The 20,345-nt window shown below is 70.4% G+C and carries 19 protein-coding genes and 1 riboswitch; of the genes, 6 read left to right on the top strand and 13 right to left on the bottom strand.

The window, feature by feature from the left end; translation table 11 throughout:
• Window positions 1–402: 402 nt before the first annotated feature.
• The 12 genes from mnmA to ACIRL2_RS07100 all read right to left on the bottom strand — a co-directional run bounded on the left by mnmA (window position 403) and on the right by ACIRL2_RS07100 (window position 13,156).
• Window positions 403–1,515, bottom strand: a complete 1,113-nt coding sequence (gene mnmA, locus ACIRL2_RS07155) for a tRNA 2-thiouridine(34) synthase MnmA (RefSeq protein WP_395873417.1) — start codon at window positions 1,513–1,515, stop codon at window positions 403–405.
• Window positions 1,516–1,723: 208 nt separating this feature from the next.
• Complete coding sequence (locus ACIRL2_RS07150) at window positions 1,724–2,911, bottom strand: cysteine desulfurase family protein (protein WP_395873418.1); 1,188 nt, start codon at window positions 2,909–2,911, stop codon at window positions 1,724–1,726.
• A 13-nt stretch (window positions 2,912–2,924) separates the two neighbouring features.
• Window positions 2,925–3,167 carry a hypothetical protein gene (locus ACIRL2_RS07145; RefSeq protein ID WP_395873419.1) on the bottom strand — a complete coding sequence of 81 codons (243 nt, stop codon included), beginning with the start codon at window positions 3,165–3,167 and terminating at the stop codon, window positions 2,925–2,927.
• Window positions 3,168–3,398: 231 nt separating this feature from the next.
• Entirely contained in the window at window positions 3,399–4,073 is a 675-nt protein-coding gene (locus tag ACIRL2_RS07140) for a trimeric intracellular cation channel family protein (RefSeq protein WP_395873420.1), read from the bottom strand.
• Window positions 4,074–4,109: 36 nt separating this feature from the next.
• The gene (locus ACIRL2_RS07135) at window positions 4,110–5,489 is read right to left on the bottom strand and encodes an ABC transporter ATP-binding protein (RefSeq protein ID WP_402230696.1); all 1,380 of its coding nucleotides are present in this window, start codon (window positions 5,487–5,489) and stop codon (window positions 4,110–4,112) included.
• 44 nt (window positions 5,490–5,533) lie between these two features.
• Window positions 5,534–6,634 carry an ABC transporter ATP-binding protein gene (locus ACIRL2_RS07130; protein ID WP_402230694.1) on the bottom strand — a complete coding sequence of 367 codons (1,101 nt, stop codon included), beginning with the start codon at window positions 6,632–6,634 and terminating at the stop codon, window positions 5,534–5,536.
• A complete protein-coding gene (locus ACIRL2_RS07125; protein ID WP_395873423.1) occupies window positions 6,634–7,641 on the bottom strand; it encodes an ABC transporter permease in 1,008 nt (335 codons plus the stop codon). The genes ACIRL2_RS07130 and ACIRL2_RS07125 overlap by 1 nt, the downstream gene beginning before the upstream one ends.
• Before the next feature lie 102 nt (window positions 7,642–7,743).
• Window positions 7,744–9,510, bottom strand: a complete 1,767-nt coding sequence (locus tag ACIRL2_RS07120) for an ABC transporter substrate-binding protein (protein ID WP_395873424.1) — start codon at window positions 9,508–9,510, stop codon at window positions 7,744–7,746.
• Window positions 9,511–9,547: 37 nt separating this feature from the next.
• Window positions 9,548–10,543: an ABC transporter permease gene (locus tag ACIRL2_RS07115; protein WP_395873425.1), complete on the bottom strand. Its 996-nt coding sequence runs from the start codon at window positions 10,541–10,543 to the stop codon at window positions 9,548–9,550.
• Between the two features lie 308 nt (window positions 10,544–10,851).
• Window positions 10,852–11,580: an enhanced serine sensitivity protein SseB C-terminal domain-containing protein gene (locus ACIRL2_RS07110; RefSeq protein ID WP_402230689.1), complete on the bottom strand. Its 729-nt coding sequence runs from the start codon at window positions 11,578–11,580 to the stop codon at window positions 10,852–10,854.
• A gap of 71 nt (window positions 11,581–11,651) precedes the next feature.
• The gene (locus ACIRL2_RS07105; RefSeq protein WP_395873427.1) at window positions 11,652–12,368 is read right to left on the bottom strand and encodes an enhanced serine sensitivity protein SseB; all 717 of its coding nucleotides are present in this window, start codon (window positions 12,366–12,368) and stop codon (window positions 11,652–11,654) included.
• Window positions 12,369–12,397: 29 nt separating this feature from the next.
• Complete coding sequence (locus tag ACIRL2_RS07100; protein WP_402230686.1) at window positions 12,398–13,156, bottom strand: AAA family ATPase; 759 nt, start codon at window positions 13,154–13,156, stop codon at window positions 12,398–12,400.
• Between the two features lie 147 nt (window positions 13,157–13,303).
• Window positions 13,304–13,397, top strand: a riboswitch (glycine riboswitch).
• 292 nt (window positions 13,398–13,689) lie between these two features.
• Between ACIRL2_RS07100 and gcvT the strand changes: the two genes are divergently transcribed.
• The 6 genes from gcvT (at window position 13,690) to ACIRL2_RS07070 (ending at window position 19,351) form a co-directional block, all read left to right on the top strand.
• Window positions 13,690–14,790, top strand: coding sequence for a glycine cleavage system aminomethyltransferase GcvT (gene gcvT / locus ACIRL2_RS07095; RefSeq protein WP_402230683.1), 1,101 nt, complete (start codon window positions 13,690–13,692; stop codon window positions 14,788–14,790).
• Window positions 14,791–14,874: 84 nt separating this feature from the next.
• A complete protein-coding gene (gcvH, locus tag ACIRL2_RS07090; RefSeq protein WP_395873430.1) occupies window positions 14,875–15,249 on the top strand; it encodes a glycine cleavage system protein GcvH in 375 nt (124 codons plus the stop codon).
• The gene (glyA, locus tag ACIRL2_RS07085; protein ID WP_402230679.1) at window positions 15,246–16,550 is read left to right on the top strand and encodes a serine hydroxymethyltransferase; all 1,305 of its coding nucleotides are present in this window, start codon (window positions 15,246–15,248) and stop codon (window positions 16,548–16,550) included. Before gcvH ends, glyA begins: the two co-directional genes overlap by 4 nt.
• Before the next feature lie 240 nt (window positions 16,551–16,790).
• Window positions 16,791–17,204, top strand: a complete 414-nt coding sequence (locus tag ACIRL2_RS07080) for a hypothetical protein (RefSeq protein WP_402230677.1) — start codon at window positions 16,791–16,793, stop codon at window positions 17,202–17,204.
• 281 nt (window positions 17,205–17,485) lie between these two features.
• Window positions 17,486–18,097, top strand: a complete 612-nt coding sequence (locus ACIRL2_RS07075) for a hypothetical protein (protein ID WP_402230675.1) — start codon at window positions 17,486–17,488, stop codon at window positions 18,095–18,097.
• 300 nt (window positions 18,098–18,397) lie between these two features.
• The gene (locus ACIRL2_RS07070) at window positions 18,398–19,351 is read left to right on the top strand and encodes a hypothetical protein (RefSeq protein WP_402230673.1); all 954 of its coding nucleotides are present in this window, start codon (window positions 18,398–18,400) and stop codon (window positions 19,349–19,351) included.
• Between the two features lie 78 nt (window positions 19,352–19,429).
• Here the strand turns inward: ACIRL2_RS07070 and ACIRL2_RS07065 are convergent, their stop codons facing one another.
• Window positions 19,430–20,209 carry a tyrosine-protein phosphatase gene (locus ACIRL2_RS07065; RefSeq protein WP_395873436.1) on the bottom strand — a complete coding sequence of 260 codons (780 nt, stop codon included), beginning with the start codon at window positions 20,207–20,209 and terminating at the stop codon, window positions 19,430–19,432.
• Window positions 20,210–20,345 lie beyond the last annotated feature (136 nt).

Raw genomic sequence — 20,345 nt, 5'->3', positions numbered from 1 at the left:
ACCCGGTCGCGCCCCGCGGCCCCCGGTGTGGCTGCCCGCAGCTTGGTGGATCGGCTGCGGGAACGAATCGGGCCTTCCCTGAGTCGCCGAACCAGGTCGCGCCCCGGCGCGTCAGCGCCCACGACCCCGGCGAGACCTCGTGATCGACGCGCGAAGCGCGGAGAGCGGCGGAGCCGCAAGTTTGGGCTTCGTGGCCCGGAGCGAAGCGGAGGGACACGAAGCCCCGAGCGAGGGGCCGCTTTTTTCTCGGAGGAGCGAAGCGGGGGAGAGAAAAAAGTGGTCCCTCGCGAGCCGGCGACGAAGTCGCCCAACAAGCAGCAACGCCGCGGGACACGACTCCGGCCACCCCGCCCCGCACCCCCCGCGACCCACCCCCACCCCGCCACCCCCGCGACCCAGCCTCTAAGCCGTCCCGTCGATCGTCGCCGACCCGATCACCCGCGTGCCGTCGTACAGCACCACGGCCTGGCCCGGGGCGATGCCGCGGATCGGCTCGGCCAGCCGCACGCGGATCTCGTCGCCGACCGCTTCCGCGATCGCCGGCGTCTCCTCGCCGTGCGCTCGCACCTGGGCCGTGCAGGCCACCTCGCCGACCGGGACCGGACCGCACCACCTCGGGCGGATGCCCACCAGGCGGTCCACGTCCAGCGCCTCGATCGGGCCGACCGTGACGGTGTTGTTCACCGGTGAGATGTCCAGCACATACCGCGGCTTGCCGTCCGCCGCCGGGTGCCCGATCCGCAGGCCCTTGCGCTGGCCGATGGTGTATCCGTACGCGCCGTCGTGCTCACCGAGCTTGGTGCCGCTCGCGTCCACGATGTCGCCGCGCTCGGTGCCCAGGTGCTTGGCCAGGAAGCCCTGCGTGTCGCCGTCGGCGATGAAGCAGATGTCGTGGCTGTCGGGCTTCTGCGCGACCGCGAGGTCCCGCCGCTCGGCCTCCAGACGTACGTCGCCCTTCGTGTCGCCACCGAGCGGGAACATCGCGTGGGCGAGCTGCTCGGTGTCCAGCACACCCAGCACGTACGACTGGTCCTTGCCCATGTCCACCGAGCGGTGCAGCTCGCGCGAGCCGTCCGGGTGCTCGACGATCTGCGCGTAGTGCCCGGTGCAGACCGCGTCGAAGCCGAGCCCGAGCGCCTTGTCCAGCAGCGCCGCGAACTTGATCTTCTCGTTGCAGCGCAGGCACGGGTTGGGCGTACGGCCCGCCTTGTACTCGGCCACGAAGTCGTCCATGACGTCCTCGCGGAAGCGCTCGGCCATGTCCCACACATAGAACGGGATGCCGATCACGTCCGCGGCCCGCCGCGCGTCCCGCGAGTCCTCGATCGTGCAACAGCCTCGGGCGCCCTCGCGCAGCGTCGCGGGTTTCGCCGAGAGCGCGAGGTGGACACCGACCACGTCGTGTCCGGCCTCGACCGCTCGCGCGGCGGCAACGGCGGAGTCGACCCCGCCGGACATGGCGGCGAGCACCCGAAGGCGGCGGCCGTTGGCAGGGGGAAGCGTGTGATCAGACATAGCGCCTCAAGAGTACGTGGTCACTCCGCCGACCCCCGAGGGGATTACCCGAAGCCGAACCCCCGCCGAACCCGAACCCGAGCCCGAAGCCAACCCGAACCCGAACCCCAGCCCGAAGCCAACCCGATGACACCCCGAACCCGAGCCGACCCCGACCCGACCCGACCCCTGACCCGACCCTGACCCGACCCCCGACCCACTCGCGGCCTTAACGCCGCGACGTCACCGACCCCGCAGAGCGGGCTCGGGTGACCACCGGCAGGATCGCCTCGGCCAGCTCCGCGACCTCGGCCTCGGTGGTGGTGTGCCCCAGGCTGAAGCGCAGCGATCCGCGCGCCCGGGCGCTGTCCGCGCCCATCGCGAGCAGCACGTGGCTCGGCTGCGCGACGCCCGCCGAACAGGCCGAACCGGTCGAGCACTCGATCCCGCGCGCGTCGAGCAGCAGCAACAGCGAGTCGCCCTCGCAGCCCGGGAAGGAGAAGTGCGCGTTGCCGGGCAACCGATGCGCCGGGTCCAGTCGCCGATCGCCGTTGAGCTGCGCGTCCGGCACGGCCGCGACGATCCGGCGCACCAGTTCGTCCCGCAGCGCACCCACCCGCCGTGCGTATTGGGCCTGTTCGCGCACCGACTCCTCGGCCGCCACCGCGAGCGCGGCGATCGACGCGGTGTCCAGCGTGCCCGAGCGCACATCGCGCTCCTGGCCGCCGCCGTGCAGTACCGGTACCGGGGTGATGCCGCGCCCGAGCACGAGCGCGCCGCAGTTGCCCGGGCCGCCGAGCTTGTGTCCGGTGACCGTCATCGCGTCCAGCCCGGTCTTCGCGAAGTCGACCGGGATCTGGCCGACCGCCTGGACCGCGTCCGAGTGGAACGGGATGCCGAACTCGTGCGCGATCTCGACCAGCTCGGCGATCGGCTCGACCGTGCCGACCTCGTTGTTGGCCCACATCACCGACACCAGGGCCACCGACGCGGGATCGCGCTCTATGGCCGCCCGCAGCGTCTCCGGCTGCACCCGCCCGTCGCCGTCCACGTCCAGCCACTCGACCACCGCACCCCCGGCCGACTCCAGCCACAGCACCGGGTCGAGCACGGCGTGGTGCTCCACCGGGCTCACCAGTATCCGCCGCCGCGCCGGGTCCGCCGCGATCCGGGACCAGTAGATCCCCTTGATCGCGAGGTTGTCGGCCTCGGTGCCGCCCGCCGTGAAGACGATCTCGCTCGGTCGCGCGCCCAGCGCATGGGCCAGCGACTCGCGGGATTCCTCCACCGTGCGGCGCGCGCGCCGCCCGGACGCGTGCAACGAGGACGGATTCCCGAGGTGGGCAAGCTGTACGGTCATCGCCCGGATTGCCGAAAGGCGCATCGGGGTGGTCGCCGCGTGATCGAAGTAGGCCATCGCACTGCGCAGCTTAGTCGGGTACGCGTGGGCGCCGGCGCGGGCGGCCGTACACCCGTCCGTAGCGCGGCCCTCCGGGCAGGAATCGGCCGAGCCACAGGCGCCAGGTCGGCCGCGCGGCGCGCAGGTACGCGACGAGTCGCCGACGCCGGCTCCCCTCCTTCGGGTCTGGTTGTCTCGGCCGGTGGTCGTAGGTCAACGGCTGCTGGATCTCCCACACATCCTGGTGCAACGCGTGCCGGGGCCGGTTGGGCACGGTCCACTCTTATGAGTGGTGGCTTTCCGCCTGCCTGCCTACCGAGCCGCCGGGCCCCGGTCGGCGAAGCCGTCCCGGTCCCGGAGACGGGGACACGACCGGGTGTAGGCAGCCCGGCGGGACAGCCCGGCATTACGCAGCCCGGCTTACGCGGCCCGGCAAGCACAGCCCGGCGTTACGCGGCTCGGCGGCCACAACCGGGCGGACCCCGCCGCGCGGACCGCCGTGGGATCAACTCTCGTCGGCGCTGGTGCCCGAGTTCCGGCGCCACGCGCGCGGCGCCCGCCAGCCGCGCCGGAGCGCGAGTACCCGGAGCAGGAACGCGAAGGTCACCGCCGCCGTGGCGGTGACCGGCCCGAACAGGTCGAACTCGATCAGCGCGGCGGTGATCCCCGCGCCGAGCAGCGCCGGGAAGGTGTAGATCTCCTTGTCCCAGCGCAGCAGCGTGGGTACTTCACGGGCCAGTACGTCGCGCATCGCGCCGCCGCCGACGGCGGTGGTCACTCCGAGCGCCGCCGCCGGGATCGGATTCAGACCGTACGCGTACGCCTTCGCGGTGCCGGTGACGCAGAACAGGCCGAGCCCGGCCGCGTCCAGCACGTCGATCGCGGACATGATCCGCTCGACCTGCGGATGCAGGAAGAAGACCAGTCCGGCGGCGAGCAGCGGCGTGGAGAAGTACCCCAGATCCGTGAACGCCGCCGGGGGCACCGCGCCGATGATCACGTCCCGGATCACCCCGCCGCCGAGGGCGGTCACCTCGGCGAGCAGGACGATCCCGATGACATCGAAATTCTTCCGAACGGCCATCAGCGCGCCGGCCGCCGCGAACACGAAGATGCCGATCAGGTCCAGGACCTGTTGGAGCGTGTGATGGAAGATCTCTGGCGGCACCTCGGGCGACATACCGGATGTTCTACACCGCCCGGGACGAGCCGATACTCATGGGGCCGGTGTGGGCGGTGTGTCCTTCCCGTCGGGCTCATCCGCCGCCTCGGAAGCCGCCTTCGGAGCCGCGTCGGAACCCTCGCCCGGACCCGCCTCCGAACCCGCCTCCGCCCCAGCCTCCGAAGAAGCCGCCTCCGCCGCCTCGGGCGCCGCGCCCTCCCCCTCCGGAGCGGCCTCCGAAGAGGCGGCCTCCACCGGCTCGCGCGCCGCAGGCACCGACACCACGGGCTCGGTCGCCGCCGGCTTCACCAGCTCCACCGCCTCGCCCGCACCCTCCCCCGTCGGCGTGTTCTCCGGGAAGTGGCAGGCCACCTGGTGCCGCCCGGCCACCTCGGCCAACGGTGGCTCCCGGGTCTTGCAGATGTCCCGCACCTTCCAGCACCGGGTGTGGAACCGGCAAGCCGGCGGCGGGTCCATCGGGCTGGGCACGTCGCCCTTGAGCAGAATGCGCTCGCGGGTCTCCCGCCGGGCCGGGTCCGGAACCGGTACGGCCGACATCAGCGCGACCGTGTACGGGTGCTTGGGCGAGCTGTACAGGTCCTCGCGGTCGGCGATCTCGACGATCTTGCCGAGGTACATCACCGCGACCCGGTCGCTGGTGTGTCGCACCACCGACAGGTCGTGCGCGATGATCAGATAGGTCAGGCCGAACTCGTTCTGCAGGTCGTCCAGCAGGTTGACCACCTGCGCCTGGATCGACACGTCCAGCGCGGAGACCGGTTCGTCGGCGACCACCAGCTTGGGCCGCAGCGCCAGCGCGCGGGCGATGCCGATGCGTTGCCGCTGGCCGCCGGAGAACTCGTGCGGATAGCGGTTGTAGTGCTCGGGGCTGAGCCCGACCAGCTCCAACAACTCCTGCACGGCCTTCTTGATCCCACCCTCGGGGGTGACCTTCTGCAACCGGAACGGCAGTCCGACGATGGTGCCGACGGTGTGCCGGGGGTTCAGCGAGGACTGCGGATCCTGGAAGATCATCTGGAAGTCGCGTCGCAGCGGGCGCAGTTGCCCGCGGGAGAGGCCGGTGAGGTCGCGTCCGCCGAACTCGATGGTGCCCTCGGAGGGTTCGAGCAGCCGCATCACCATCCGCCCGGTGGTCGACTTCCCGCAGCCCGACTCGCCGACCAGGCCGAGGGTCTCGCCCTCGCGGATGTCGAAGTCGAGCCCGTCCACCGCCTTGACCGTGCCGGCCCGGCGTCGGGTCATCCCGGATCGGATCGGGAAGTGCTTGCGCAGCCCGCGCACGCGCACCAGCACATCCCGCTCCCGCGCGTCCGGGGACGCGGCTCCCGCCTCGACGGCCTGCGCAGCTTTCACGTCGTCTCCCGCTCGGGCGCCCTCGGTCACTTCAGCGTTCCCGTTCCCTGTCCCACCCATGTGGCCGGCCACGTGCCCATCCGGTTTCGCGTTCGCCGTCCCGCTCACAGGCGCGGCCTGATGTCCTCGGTCCAGATCCGCTCGCGCTCCCCGAGGTCCAGGTGACACGCGGTGCGGTGGCCCGGCTCGATCTCCACGAGCTGCGGGACCTCGGTCTTCTCCCGCCCGTCGTTGTGGTCCGCGTACGGGCAGCGGGTGCGGAACGCACAGCCCGAGGGCAGCGAGATCAGGCTCGGCGGGCTGCCCTTGATCGGCATCAGCCGTGCCTGACGCTCCCGGTCGAGCCGGGTCAGCGAACCCAACAGGCCCCAGGTGTACGGGTGTCGAGGCTGCTCGAACAGGGTCCGCGAGGGTCCGTGCTCGACCGCCCGACCGGCGTACATCACCAACACGTCGTCGGCGAGTTCGGCGACCACGCCCAGGTCGTGCGTGATCATCACCACGGCGGAGTCGAACTCCCGCTGCAGGTCCCGGATCAGGTCCAGGATCTGGGCCTGCACGGTGACGTCCAGCGCGGTGGTCGGCTCGTCCGCGATCAACAGCTCCGGGTCGCAGCTCAGCGCCATCGCGATCATCGCGCGCTGGCGCATGCCTCCGGAGAACTGGTGCGGATAGTCGTCCACCCGCCGGTCCGGACGCGGGATGCCCACCCGGCCCAGCAGTTCCACCGCGTGCGCGCGGGCCTGCTTGCCGGTCACCTCGTTGTGCACCTGGTATGCCTCGATGATCTGGTGGCCCACCGTGTAGTACGGGTGCATCGAGGACATCGGATCCTGGAAGATCATCGCCATCCGGCGACCGCGCATCAGTCGCACCTGCTCGGCGGTGGAGCGCACCAACTCCTGCCCGTCCAGCCAGATCTCGCCGCCGATCCGGGCACTGGTGTTGCCGTGCAGGCCCATGATCGCCAGCGACGTGACGCTCTTGCCGGAGCCGGATTCGCCGACGATGCCCAGCGTGCGCCCGCGCTGGAGCGCGAAGTCGACGCCGTCGACGCTGCGTACCAGGCCGTCGTCGGTGGGGAAGTGCACGGTCAGGCCGCGCACTTCGAGAAAGTTCTCGGGGGCCGGCGGTGGTCCGGCCGGGGCGAGCTTGACGGTTTCGGCCGCGGAGTCCCGCTTGCGGCGCGGTAGCAGACGGGGCATCAGGTCCTCACCCGGGGATCGACGACCGCGTAGAGCAGGTCCACGACGAGATTGGCCAGGATCACGAAGATGGCGGCGATCATCGTCACGCCGAGCACTTCGGGCAGATCCTGTTGCGTGATCGCCTCGACGGCGAACTTGCCGATGCCGTCCAGCGAATAGACCTGTTCGGTCAGGATCGCACCACCGAGCAGCAGACCGACGTCCATGCCGAAGATGGTCAGGATCGGCGTGAGCGCCGCGCGCAGCCCGTGTTTGACGATGACGTCCCGCTCCCGCAGGCCCTTGGCTCTCGCGGTGCGGATGTAGTCCTCGCTCATCGTTTCGAGCATGCCGGCCCGGGTGAGCCGGGCGTACAGGGCCGCGTACAGGAACGCCAGGGTCAGCCAGGGCAGGACCAGGTTCCAGGCCCAGCTTCCCGGATTGTCGAAGAACGGCACGTAGTGCACGCCCTTGAAGATGGGCCATTGATAACTGAACAACGCCAGGGCCACCAGGCCGGTGAAGAACGGTGGCAGCGACACGCCCGCGAGCGCGAAGCCCATCGAGAAGCGGTCCCACAGGGTTCCGCGTTTGAGCGCCGAGACCACGCCGATGGACACGCCGACGACCAACCAGATCACCGCGGCGCCGGCGGCCAGCGACAGGGTGACCGGGATCCGGTCCTGTAGGCGTGGCCACACCTCGAGGTTGTTGCGGAAGGAGAAGCCCAGGCACGGCGGCGCGCAGTGCACCTTGCGGACACCGGTGTCGTAGTCCTTGCCGGCGATCATGCCCTTGACGAACCTGCCGTATTGCTCGGGCACCGACTTATCCAGCCCGAGGCTGTGCTTGACCTGCGAAATCGCTTCCGGGCTGGGCGACTTGCCGACATACCGCGCGGCGAGTTGGTCGCTTGTGGCGCCTCCCAGACGCGGTATCAGGAAGAAGATGGCGAAGACCGCCATGGTGACGATCAACAGGAGCACCACCGCTCCCGCCAGCCGCCTGAGCAGATAGAAAATCATGAGCCGGCGACCCGGTCCGGTGCGGGGAGCGGGATCACCACTCCCCGCACCGGAACTGACGGGCCTTCACCTCTCCTTCGGGCTACTGACCTCGTCGCAGGCTTACTGGATACCGATGTTGAGGTAGTCGTACATCCCGGAGTACGCGGGGGTGACGACCAGGTTGGTCACGTTCGGCGGGCGGTAGAGCAGCGACTTGGTCCAGGCGAACGGGACCATCACCGCCGACTCCATGACCTTCTGGTCCAGTTGCTGCCAGATGGCCGCGCTCGCGTTCGGGTCGATCGTCCGCGTGGCCTGGTCGATCAGACCGTTGACCGCCGGGTCGTTCAGCTCGGACAGGTTCGTGCCACCGGCGGGCTTGATCGCCCGGCCGTCCACGATCTGCTGGAAGAAGCCGAACTGGGTGGGGAAGTCGGGACCCCACTGCATGAACATGATGCCGACCTTGTTGTCCGCCACCCACTTGGGCACACCGGCGAACTGGGTGAAGTAGTCACCCGAGGGGTACTGGCGGATCTCGATCTTGATGCCGACCTTGGCGAGCGCGTTCTGCACCGACGTGGCGCCCGCGACCTCCTTGGGCCGGTTGCTGCGCGCGGTGAGCACGGTGCTGAAGCCGTCCGGCTTGCCGCACTGCTTGAGCTCGTCCTTGGCCTTGGCCACGTCACCGGTGTGCTTGGCGCCGTTGGGGTACATGTCGGCGACCTTGGAGCCGGCCAGCGTCGGCGGCATCAGGTTGGTCGCGATGTCCGCGCCGACCTCACCGCCGACCGCGCGCTGCATCTGCGACTTGTTCACCGCGTACTGCACGGCGCGCCGGCAGTGCACGTTGTCGAACGGCGGGGTCTTCGAGCTGATCGCCAGGTAGGCGAGCGCGCCGGATACCGCGTCGTCCGAGTTCTGGGCCAGCTTCTGGTCGGTGAGGATCTTGTTCTGCGCGGCGGCCTGGACACCGGTGCCGACCACGTCCAGTTGCGCCGTGTTGGCGAACAGGCGGTTGTCGACGTCGTTCGCGTCCTGCTTCTCCAGGAGCTCGATCCGGTCCGGCAGCGCCTTGCGCAGCGGGTCGGTGCTCGGGTCCCAGTTCGGGTTGCGGACCAGGTTGACCGCCTTGCCGGGCTCGTACTGGCCGTCGACCATGTACGCGCCGGACGCGAGGGGGTGCTTGACGTACTCCTTGCCGGTGTCCTTGGCGCGCGGCACCGGCGCGGTCTGCGGGAGCGCGGCGAGGTAGTTGAAGTCCGCGAACGGCTCCTTCATCTTGAAGATGATGGTGTAGTCGTCCGGCGTCTCGATCGCGCTCAGACCCTGCTTGTCCGCGGAGTCCTTGTACGGGCCCTTGTAGGTGCCGTCCGGGTCCAGGTACTGGGTGAAGTACGCCGGGCCGTTGGGCAGGATCTCCTTGTCGAAGGTCCGCTCCACCGCGTACTTGACGTCCGCGGCCTTGACCTCGGTGCCGTCCTCGTACTTGACGCCCTTGCGCAGGTGGTACGTCCAGGTCTTGCCGCCGTCGTCGGTCTTGCCCACCTCGGTGGCCAGGTCCGGCGCGAACTCGTAGCTCGCGTTGCCCGGGGCGGGCCTGAAGGTCAGCAGCGGACGGGCCATCAGCCGGGAGAAGTTCCAGGCCGAGGCGTAGTACATGTCGCCCGGGTCGAGCGAGTCGAACTTGTCCGAGCTGACCAGCTTGAGCGTGCCGCCCTTCTTGGTCGACTGGTTGACGACCTCGGTGATGGCCTTGTTGCTCGGCGAGTACTTCTTCTTCGAGCCGCCGCCACCACCGCCACACGCGGTTGCGGCCAACGCGGTGACCGCAACGATGCCGATCAGCGCCTGGGCCCTGCGCCTGCGAGTTACCGGGTGTTTCATCGCTGGTCGTGCCTCCTCGTGGGGACTTGCCGGATATTCAGCGGCTGCGTGGGTCCAGGGCGTCTCGAAGCCCGTCGCCGAGCAGGTTGAACGCGAGCACGGTGATGAAGATCGTGACTCCGGGGACGACCATGAACATCGGGGCGTCCTCGTACCGCGGGACGGCGCGCGCGAGCATGCCGCCCCACGAGGCGGTGGGTTCCTGTACGCCGACCCCGAGGAAAGAAAGGGCGGCCTCGAACAGGATGTTCGTGGGAATGAGCAGCGTGGCGTACACCAGGATCGGGCCGACCAGGTTCGGCATCAGTTCCTTGAAGATGATGTGCCGGTCGGTGGCCCCGAGGCTGCGCGCCGCCTCGACGAACTCGCGTTCGCGCAGCGACAACGTCTGGCCGCGCACGATGCGGGCGATGTAGGGCCAGCTGAAGAACCCGATCACGAAGATCAGGACGGTGACCCGGAGTGTGTCGCCCTTGAGGCCGAACGCCTCGCCCTGGAGGCTGCTGCCGATCGCGATCGCGAACAGGAGCAGCGGGAAGGCCAGGAAGACGTCCATGGCGCGGCTGATCAGCGCGTCGACCCAGCCGCCGAAGTAGCCCGCGGCGGTGCCCAGTACGACGCCGATCACCACGGACAGGAGCGTGGCCAGGAAGGCCACCAGCATCGAGATCCGGGCGCCGTAGACGATGCGCGAGAAGATGTCCCGGCCGTTGACCGGTTCCAGTCCCAGGGGGTGGTCCCAACTGGCGCCGCCGAAGCTGCCGTTGGGGATGTTCAGCACCGGGTCGAGCAGGTCGTCGTGGTACTCGGTGGGGTCCCCGCCGATGACCGAGGTGATCAAGGGTGCGAAGATCGCTACGAGTACCATGAAGACGATCACCACGCCACCGGCCATCGCGACCTTGTCGCGACGGAATCGGGCCCACGCGATCTGACCCAGGGAACGACCCTCGATGCGTACGCCGGAGGATTCGGCGATCGCTTCGGGGTGCGCCTCTCGGGCCACACCGGTGGTCTCGATCGGTGCCGTCATGGATCGACCCTCCCCGCTCACGGATGCGACGGCGGCTCGGGATCGCCGATCCCGTCGCCGTACCCGGCATTGCGATCCCGATGATCTTCGGGATCTGTCGTCCGGGTGAGACTCCTCCGTGACGCGGGTCACCAACAGGGGTCGCGGAATACCTTTACTGAACCGTGATTACGTCGACACGATTCACTGGTTGATCCGCGTAGATCGGTCACGAAATCACAACAAGGCAGCGGTTGATGACGTGACGTCAGTTTTTTGGGGGCATCAGTGCCTGTTGCCCGCGATCGCCACTGTGTGCCGATCGTCGATCACCGCGTGTCGCGGGCGGCCTCGTCGAGCATGTCGATGCCGATGAAGGGGCGCGTGTGGTCGCGCATCCACGCGGCCACCGGATCGAACGGGTCGTCCAACGCGACCGAGGACAAAGTGAGTCCGGCCGGCGCCGCGGCCGAGGCGCGGGCCATCGCGTCCCGCATCCGCTGCATCGTGGCGGGCTGATTGTCCGTCAGGCGCAGCCCGATCACGAGGCGTTCGGGTCCGACCGCGGGTCGCACCCAGGCCCGGTGGGCGGCGCGCACGACCTGGGTCTGGAACAGTTGGCCGCCGAGCAGCGCGTAGAACGCCGGGTCCCACAACGTGGGTTCGCCGACCTCCAGCGGTCCGGCCATCAACCGGTCCGGGCCGCCGACGATGCGCCGCAGGTCGAGATAGGGCACGCCGACGCCGCCGCCCTGGGCGTGCGGATTCAGCCACAGGCCCCAGCGGTCGGTGTACAGCGAGGACGCGATCTCGGTGACCGGACAGACCTCGAACGAGCGGTCCCAGCCACTGAGACGCAGCTGTTCCTCGGACGTGAACGCCGGGGCGTAGCGCCACCCGGCCACGTCCATGTTCCCGTACTGCGCGTCCGGACTGCCCGGTTGCCCCTGCCACAACAACATCCACACGTGGGCGCCGGTGAGCGCTTCGAGCAACCGCTCGTAGGCGTCGTAACGCCCGGGTGCCACCTGGCTCAAGGCCTGCTCGACCTGGTTCACGACGTCCTCCCCGAATCCGAACCGATGTACCGATGCACCGATGTGCCGATGTCGCGCTGTCCGACGCGGGCTCAGCGCTGGTCGACGCGCAGGTAGAACGGCTGGGTCCGCTCCAGCATCCAGTCCCCCACAGGATCCTGTGCCACGTCCAGGAGCACCACGTTCACCGGCCAGGGACACGGGGCCCGGCCGAGCGCGCGCTCCAGGGCGCCGACCGCGGCCAGTCGGTCCTCCTCCTGCCAGCGGTCCAACTCGACGCCGATGAACAGGCACGGCGGGTCGTTCTCGATCACGCCCAGGCCGCGGCGGGCACTGAGCACGACCGGTACGTGGGTGAACTCGGCGGCGGCCGCGATCAGGAAGTCCATCGGCTCCTGCTCCGGCTCGTACAGCCGCACGCGCGCGCCGCGCGGGCCCGAGCCGGGCGGTCGGGCCAGCTCCAGCACGCCGGGCGGCGGGATCGGGATGCCCACCTCGCCGCCGGGGTTGACCGCGATGCCCACGTGCGGCGGCATGCCGCGGGCGAACTCGCGCATCGGCGCGACGGTGCACGCCATCGGTCCGGCGATCCGCCGGAACTCCTCCTCCGAGGAGAACACCGGGACGTACGGCCGGCCGTCGATCTCGGTGGTGGGCAGGGTCAGTTCGCTGTCGGCCGGGTTGCCGCCCTCGGGCAGCGGCACCCATACGTCCGCCTCGGCCAAAGCCTCGAAGAGGGCCTCGGCCCGGGACGGATCGCGCATCGCCGCGACGAGCGCGCTCTCCACGGGATTGGCCGGGAACGGCATGGTGGTGCTCCTCTGGTGTCCGCCGCAGTTTACTTCTCGCCCGATTGCCGTCGCCGGGACTGTCCCGGTACGGGGTCTGCGAAAACGATCCGGCCCAGGTGCCCGGCGGCCGATCGGTCGAGCAGCACGCACGAGGTGAAGCCGCCCGGAGCCGAAGCCAGGGTGGGTCCCGCGTCCAGCCACGGCGACAGCCGGCCGAGCAACTCGCGCCATTCGCGGTGGTGCCGGGCGAACACCGGTGTGGACACCCCGCGCCCGCGTTCGCGCTGGCCGGAAAGCGCCTGTCGGGCGGTCACGTCCAGGAGCAGCGCGTGCGCGGAGCTGCCGCGCCGACGGGCCGCGAGCACCAGCACCCGGCGCAGGATCGGGTTGCGGCCGCTGTCGTGCACGACCACCGCACCGGGGCCGCGCAGTGCCCGGGCCACCTCGCCGTAGTGGGAGAGCCGCACCAGCGGCCGGTAGATCCGGTAGGGGATCCGCCCCGCCCGTACCGCCCAGCGGGCCCGGACCAGATCGGCGTCCAGGACGGCGACCCCGGCCCCGGGCGTGACCACGCGCGCGAGCAGCGTGCTCTTGCCGGCTCCCGGCAGGCCGGTGACCACGAGCACGCACGATGCCGGATAGGCCAGGACGTCCACGATCCGGTCGCCGATCCCCTCCCCCGCCCGATCACGCTCCTCCCGGAGGTCGTGCACGGACCGGGGGGTCAACACGCCGCCCGTCGCGGCGCCGGTATGCGCCCCCGCCGAGTCCGTCTCCACGAGTCCTCCCCTTGTCACAACCGTCATGCCCTGCGCATGGTGTCGCACCCATGGGTGCGCGCGCGTCCCGGTGATCCCTCGGACTCCGCGGGGCCCGGTCCCGGCGAGGTCCCGGTCCCGGCGGGGGATTGACGTCACGCGCTAGCATGCCGGGCACAACCTCATAACGGCCGTCGACCCCACGCGGAAGAGTCCTCGCCCACGAGCGGGGCGCCGAAGGAGCAACTCCTCCCCGGAATCTCTCAGGCACCGATACCGCATGGGTCAGGCACTTCTGGAAAGCAACCACACCGCAGGTGTGGTTCACCCACGGTGCAAATCGCGAGTTCGACGCGATGAAGCTCTCAGGTTCCGATGACAGAAGGGGAGGGCACCCCACTTTTCGACCGACTCTGGTCGAAAAGGGCTGAAAGCCGTGGCAGGGAGCCCCCTTTGTTGTCGTATTCGCCGCAGTACCCGTCACCTTCCGCGCCGGCCGAGCGCGCGGCCGTTCGCCATGCCCGCGACCGGCCCGCGCCCTTGGCGTGTTCCCGCCGGCGCCCCCTCGAAGGAGCCTTCGCATGACCACCGACCGCCGGACCCCGCTCGACGCCGTGCACGACGCGCTCGGGGCCACGATGACCGACTTCGCCGGTTGGCGGATGCCGCTCCGGTACGGGAGCGAGCGCGACGAGCACACCGCGGTGCGCACCACGGCCGGTCTGTTCGACCTCACCCACATGGGCGAGATCGAGGTCACCGGCCCGGACGCCGCCCGCGCGCTCGACCACGCCCTGGTCGGTTTCGTGTCGAAGATCGGGATCGACCGCGCCCGGTACACGATGATCTGCACCGAAGAGGGCGGCATCGTCGACGACCTGATCGTCTACCGGCTGGGCGACGAGCACTTCGTGGTGGTGGCCAACGCGTCCAACGCCGACGTGGTCGCGGGCAGCCTGGCGTACCGCTCGGAGAAGTTCGACGCCACCGTGCGCGACGCGTCCGAGGAGTACACGCTGCTCGCCGTGCAGGGCCCCACGTCGACCGCGATCGTCGGCTCGCTCACCGACGCCGACCTGCCCGCGCTCAAGTACTACGCGATCCTGCGCACCGAGGTCGCCGGCGTGCCCGTACTGCTCGCGCGCACCGGCTACACCGGCGAGGACGGCTTCGAGCTGTTCGCCGCGCCCGGCGACGCGGTCGCGCTGTGGGAGGCCCTGCTGACCGCCGGCAAGCCGCACGGCCTGGTGCCGGCCGGCCTGTCCTGCCGCGACACGCTGCGCCTGGAGGCGGGCATGCCGCTGTACGGCCACGAGTTGACCCGGGACACCACCCCGTACGAGGCCAACCTGGGCCGGGTGGTCCGGCTGGACAAGCCCGAGGACTTCGTCGGGCGCGACGCGCTGGCCGCCGCGCAGGAGGACGTGCGCCGCACGCTGGTCGGTCTCACCTCGCCGGGCAAGCGGGTCCCGCGTGCGGGCTACCCGGTGGTGGACGCGGAGACCGGCGAGAAGGTTGGCGAGGTCACCTCCGGCGCACCCTCGCCCACGCTCGGCGTGCCGATCGCGATGGCGTACGTGAGCACGGACCGGGCCGAACCGGGCACACGCCTGGCCGTGGACATCCGCGGCAAGGCCGAGCCGGTCGAGGTGGTCGCACTGCCGTTCTACAAGCGGGGCTGAGGTCGGCCGACCCGCCGACCGGAACAAACCATCACAAAAACACCTGAGGGACAGACCCTCCGCATTCGAATGGAGAATGGACCCGTGCACGCACCCCAGCACCTGCGCTACAGCAAGGAACACGAGTGGCTCGACGAGGCGGCCTCCCCCGCCCTCGTCGGCATCACCCAGCACGCGGCCGACGCGCTCGGCGACGTGGTGTTCGTCCAGCTTCCCGAGGTCGGCCAAGCGGTCGTCGCCGGTGAGCCGTGTGGCGAGTTGGAGTCCACGAAGTCGGTCAGCGACATGTACGCGCCGGTCTCCGGCGAGGTCGTCGAGATCAACGACGCGGTCGCCGAGGACCCCGCCCTCGTGAACTCCGACCCCTTCGGGACGGGCTGGTTGTTCAAGGTGCGCATCGACGGCGAGGCCGAGGGCCTGCTGTCGGCCGACGAATACGCCGCGTTCTGCGGCGAATGATCGAGATCGACCCGATCGAGGAGCTGACAACCGTGACGATCCTGGACCGTCCGCTGAGCGAGGTGGACCCGCAGGTCGCCGCCGCCGTCACCGACGAGCTGCACCGCCAGCAGAACACCCTGGAGATGATCGCCTCCGAGAACTTCGCCCCCGTGGCGGTGCTGGAGGCGCAGGGTTCCGTCCTGACCAACAAGTACGCCGAGGGCTACCCCGGCCGGCGCTACTACGGCGGCTGCGAGCACGTCGACGTCGTCGAGCAGCTCGCCATCGACCGGGTCAAGGAGCTCTTCGGCGCCGAGGCCGCCAACGTGCAGCCGCACTCGGGCGCGTCCGCGAACGCCGCCGCGATGTTCGCGCTGCTCACCCCCGGCGACACGATCCTGGGCCTGGACCTGGCCCACGGCGGCCACCTCACCCACGGCATGCGGATCAACTTCTCCGGCAAGCTCTACAACGTGGTCGCCTACCACGTCGACGAGAAGGCCCACCGGGTCGACATGGAGGAGGTCGAGCGCCTGGCCAAGGAGCACCGGCCGAAGATGATCATCGCGGGCTGGTCGGCCTACCCGCGGCAGCTCGACTTCGCCGAGTTCCGCCGGATCGCCGACGAGGTCGGTGCCTACCTCATGGTGGACATGGCGCACTTCGCGGGCCTGGTCGCCGCGGGTCTGCACCCCAGCCCCGTGCCCTACGCGGACGTGGTCACCACCACGACGCACAAGACCTTGGGCGGCCCGCGCGGCGGCGTCATCCTGTCCAAGGCGGAGTACGCCAAGAAGATCAACTCTGCGGTCTTCCCGGGCCAGCAGGGCGGCCCCCTGGAGCACGTGATCGCGGCCAAGGCGGTGGCCTTCAAGGTCGCCGCCTCCGACGACTTCAAGGACCGCCAGCGGCGCACCCTGGAGGGCTCGGCCATCCTCGCCGACCGGCTCACCCGCAAGGACGTCACCGACGCGGGCATCACCGTGCTCACCGGCGGCACCGACGTGCACCTGGTCCTGGTCGACCTGCGCGACTCGGAGCTCAACGGTCAGCAGGGCGAGGACCGACTGCACGAGATCGGCATCACGGTCAACCGCAACGCGGTCCCGTTCGACCCGCGCCCGGCGATGGTCACCTCCGGTCTGCGGATCGGCACGCCGGCGCTGGCCACCCGCGGCTTCGACAAGGCGGACTTCGAGGAGGTCTCCGACATCATCGCCGAGGCCCTCCTCCCCGGCTTCGACGACGCCCGCAGGGCGGCCCTGGCCACGCGCGTCACGGCCCTGGCGAAGAAGCACCCGCTGTACCCGAACCTCTGACCCACGACCTCACGGCGTCAGGTTCACGAGCACGGCCGCGGGGCCGGCAGGGCGATCCCCTGCCGGCCCCGCGGCCGTTCACCCAACCGCTTCCCGCGTCCGGTTGCGCGGTTTCGGCCGCGGGTGGGCCGAACAGGTGACGGAACCGCATCAACTCGTGAGTGTGGCCCGCGTGATCGGGTTCGGCGCGTTGGGATGGAGCCGCGGGGGTCCGCCACGACCCGATGAAGGTGCAGTCCCATGAACGACTCGCCGAACCACTCGTCCGACCCGACCGGCAACCCGTACGCTCCACGCCTGGTCGCCGCCGGCCAGACCTTCGACGTGATCGAGGTCGACGCGCGGCTGGGGCGCGAGGCGGTGAAGCAGTTGCGCGCGGCGGGAGTTCGGGTCGGCCCGGTGATCCACGACCGGCGCTGCGCCAAGATGGGCTTCCTGGTCCCGGTCACCTCCCCGGCCCGCACGCGCCTGCGCGACCAGCGCGGCCCGAGCCGACACGGCCTGGGCGCCTGGGTCACCTTCCCGCCCGCGCGCGGCGAGAGCGGCCCGCTGGTCTGGTACATCGCCCCGACCGAGAACCCGATCCCCACCCCGCTCGCCCCACTCGACTCCGCCATCGCCCGCGCCGCCGCGACCCTGATCGATCACACCTGACCCACCACCACCCTCGCCGGCCCCCGAACACGGCGCCACGACGCGGGCTCCAACCCACCGCCCCGACCGAAAAACCCGCCCCCCCACCCCCACCCCACTCGCGCGTCAGGCCCCCGAGCACACCCCCACACGATGCGGGCTCCGGTTCACCACCCCACCCGCCCCCGCACCACCCGCCCCGCCGCGACCCTGATCGATCACACCCGACCCACCACCACCCTCGTCACACCCCCGAGCACGCCCATACGATGCGGGCTCCGGTCTGGTGATGGGGGCGACGGATGGGTGTGGTGGGACGCAAGGTCGGGGAGTTACGCGGCGAGGTGGTCGGGCACCTCTGGGTGCGGCGGCGGATCCGGCAGTGGATCTCGATCGGGTTCGTACTCGGGCTGATGCTCGGCGCGGCGGCAGCCGCGGGCGTGGCGGCGTTGTACTGGCCGGAGCAGGACAAGCCGCTGAAGATGACGATGCGCGAGGGGGAGATACCGGTCAAGGCGCCGGCCGTGCTCAGCGGTCCGGCCACGCTCACCGCTCAGGGGCTCACCTGCGGCATCGAGTGGATCACCGGCACCCACGCCGAACACTTCGCCCAGGGCCGGTTGTGCCGGGTCAAGGTCTCCATCGCCAACAACTCGCTGGCCACGGTGCAGATCGCCAACCTGGAGCAGCGCCTGGTCCTGCCCGACGGCACCCAACTGGCCATGGACCTGGAATCGATGGAGATCAAGCGCCAACTCCGCGAGTTCACCCTCGGCGCCTCCGACACCCTGGTCGAGGACCTCTGGTTCGACCTCCCCAAGAACGTCACCCCCACCGCCATCCTCCTGCGCGCCAACCCCGAAACCCCCCAGGGCCGCGCCGAACTCCCACAAAAGGACTGGTCGAGGAAATGAGGAAATAACGAGCCTGAGGCGCCCACATTCGGGCGTCATCCCCGGTGCGGCGGGATCGGTGGGCAACTCCTCGGCGAGGGCCTGGCGTTCGGCCTGATCATGGCGCCGGCGGGTGGTTCGGCGAGGGAAAGCCGGCCGATCGTGGACGCGTTGCGGGTCGTGGTGCAGGCTCTGGGCGATGCCGACACCCCCTACCATCGGGGCGTGTCGGCGCCTGTACGGGGGCGCGTCGTCCAGAAAGGCGCACTTGTGACGCAGTCCTTCCACCCGCCCGGATCCCCCGGAGTAGACCGGAAGCCGATGTTCGCCTTCGGTTGGATTCCGCTGCCCAAGCGGGTCGCCGAGCGCTACTTCGTGCCCGACTACCGGCTGATCGGGCGCGACGTGACCCTGGAGCGGGTGCGCGTGATCCGGTCCTGGCTCGGCCTGGGCGTGCTGGTGTGGATCGCGGCCACCTACGGCGGCGGCGAGGACGCCGCCCAGGGCCTGATGACCAGCTTCGTCGCGTCCGTGTTCGTCGCGATCATCGCGTGCCCGATCGCGGTGGCCATCATCGTCGCCCTGACCCGCGCGGACGTACGCACCGAGACGCGCAAGAGCCTGATGTTGCCGCTGCGTTCGCTCGCGCTGTTCGTGCTCGTCTCGGTGGCCACGCTCGGCGGCCTGACCGCGCTGGCGTACGGGTCCAAGGGGGTCAACGCCGGCGCCAGCGTGGCCTCTTTCTTCATCACGGCGCTCGGCCTGGCCGTGTCGCTGTGGGTGCTGCGCTTTTGGATCCTCGCCGTGCGCGCGATCCCGCAACACCTGTTCCGCGCCGTGGACGGGCACCCGCTGCTGCCCGCGGTGATCGCGCCCTGGCTGTCGTGGTGTGGCGCGCTGATCGACCTCGGCGACGACGGCGGCAAGGGCGCGCTGCCGGTCGGCGTGCGGCTGGTCGGCACGCTGGGTGGCCCGGTCACCATCACCGTCATGTCGTTGTGGGAGATCCGCCGGGTTCGCAGCCGCTACGGCGTCACCTTCCGCGGCGGACCGCACCCCACCCGCAGGCCCGATCCGATCATGCCGCCGATGCCGCCGTTCCCGAGCCAGGCCAACCCGTGGCAGCAAACTCCGCAGCCGCAGGGCCTCTTCCAACAGGGGCCGTTCCCGCCCACCCCGCCACAGGGGCCCCACTCGCAACAACACCCGGCCTGGCGGCAGCAGCCCGGATACCACCAGCCCCCGCCGCCCCCGTGGGGCCCGCCGCGCGGCTGACCCCACCCGTCGCCGGGGGTGGCGACCGATCCGGCCCACCCCCGGACGCGCCGGCGGATGCCCGGTCCGTCGAAGACCTCAGTCCGTCGACAACCGCTCACGCAACCGCGCGACCTGCGCGTCGGTCACCCCCAGGCCGTCCCGCACATAGCCCTCGACCGACCCGTACAGCTCCTCCGCCGTAGAGAACGCCGTGTTCAGATAGTCCTCGTGCACATCGAAGACCGGCTTGAGATGCGCGGGGTCGAAGCCGCGCTCGGCGATGTGCCGCAGGATCTCGCCGTTCTTGTCCTTGAGGTGCTCGGTGCTGGCCAGGTAGTCCTCGAACACGGTCGCCCGGGGCACTCCGAGCAGGGTGAGCAGCACCGCCGAGGTCCACCCGGTGCGGTCCTTGCCCTGCGAGCAGTGGAACACCGTCGGCACGTCGACGGCCGCCATCCGCGCGAACACCTCGCGGTAGGCGGCCCGGGCGCCCTCGGTGGTCACGAACCGTCGGTACACCTCGCACATCAGCTCGCGCCCGGCGGTGCCGCCGAGCAGTTCGCCCGCGCGATCCGGGTCGGCGAACACCTCGCCGAACAGCTCGTCGTTCTGCCGCCCCATCACGTCCGCGATCAACAGCTCCGCGCCCTGCGGCACCCGGTCCGGCTCGCGGTCGCGCTCGGTGTCCGAACGCAGGTCGATCACCAGGCCGATGCCCAGCCGCAGCAGCGTCGCGGCGTCCGCGGTGTCCACCTCGCCGAGGCCGTCGGAGCGGTACACGAGCCCCGTGCGCACCTTGCGGCCGTCCGCGGTGGCATGCCCACCCGCGTCACGGAAGTTCGGGGCGGTGACCAGGATCGGCGTCGGGGACGTCATGGTGCGCGGTCCTTCGCTTCGAGGAGATGCCGGGCGAGCAGATACCGAACGGGCGGCTGCCGAGTGAGTACCACCACCCTACGTGAGCGTACGGCGGGTTCACCCGGGACCCGCGCCCCCGGCCGCGCCCGCGCTC

It is taken from the genome of Embleya sp. NPDC127516 (assembly GCF_044765325.1).
Taxonomy (GTDB): Bacteria; Actinomycetota; Actinomycetes; order Streptomycetales; family Streptomycetaceae; genus Embleya.
This window is presented reverse-complemented; position numbering and strand designations above follow the sequence as displayed.

Coding starts and splice junctions, on each gene's coding strand:
- mnmA (WP_395873417.1), bottom strand. CDS start 1,515: ATGTCTGATCACACGCTTCCCCCTGCCAACGGCCGCCGCCTTCGGGTG.
- ACIRL2_RS07150 (WP_395873418.1), bottom strand. CDS start 2,911: ATGGCCTACTTCGATCACGCGGCGACCACCCCGATGCGCCTTTCGGCA.
- ACIRL2_RS07140 (WP_395873420.1), bottom strand. CDS start 4,073: ATGTCGCCCGAGGTGCCGCCAGAGATCTTCCATCACACGCTCCAACAG.
- ACIRL2_RS07135 (WP_402230696.1), bottom strand. CDS start 5,489: ATGGGTGGGACAGGGAACGGGAACGCTGAAGTGACCGAGGGCGCCCGA.
- ACIRL2_RS07130 (WP_402230694.1), bottom strand. CDS start 6,634: ATGCCCCGTCTGCTACCGCGCCGCAAGCGGGACTCCGCGGCCGAAACC.
- ACIRL2_RS07125 (WP_395873423.1), bottom strand. CDS start 7,641: ATGATTTTCTATCTGCTCAGGCGGCTGGCGGGAGCGGTGGTGCTCCTG.
- ACIRL2_RS07120 (WP_395873424.1), bottom strand. CDS start 9,510: ATGAAACACCCGGTAACTCGCAGGCGCAGGGCCCAGGCGCTGATCGGC.
- ACIRL2_RS07115 (WP_395873425.1), bottom strand. CDS start 10,543: ATGACGGCACCGATCGAGACCACCGGTGTGGCCCGAGAGGCGCACCCC.
- ACIRL2_RS07105 (WP_395873427.1), bottom strand. CDS start 12,368: ATGCCGTTCCCGGCCAATCCCGTGGAGAGCGCGCTCGTCGCGGCGATG.
- ACIRL2_RS07100 (WP_402230686.1), bottom strand. CDS start 13,156: ATGACGGTTGTGACAAGGGGAGGACTCGTGGAGACGGACTCGGCGGGG.
- gcvT (WP_402230683.1), top strand. CDS start 13,690: ATGACCACCGACCGCCGGACCCCGCTCGACGCCGTGCACGACGCGCTC.
- glyA (WP_402230679.1), top strand. CDS start 15,246: ATGATCGAGATCGACCCGATCGAGGAGCTGACAACCGTGACGATCCTG.
- ACIRL2_RS07080 (WP_402230677.1), top strand. CDS start 16,791: ATGAACGACTCGCCGAACCACTCGTCCGACCCGACCGGCAACCCGTAC.
- ACIRL2_RS07075 (WP_402230675.1), top strand. CDS start 17,486: ATGGGTGTGGTGGGACGCAAGGTCGGGGAGTTACGCGGCGAGGTGGTC.
- ACIRL2_RS07070 (WP_402230673.1), top strand. CDS start 18,398: ATGTTCGCCTTCGGTTGGATTCCGCTGCCCAAGCGGGTCGCCGAGCGC.
- ACIRL2_RS07065 (WP_395873436.1), bottom strand. CDS start 20,209: ATGACGTCCCCGACGCCGATCCTGGTCACCGCCCCGAACTTCCGTGAC.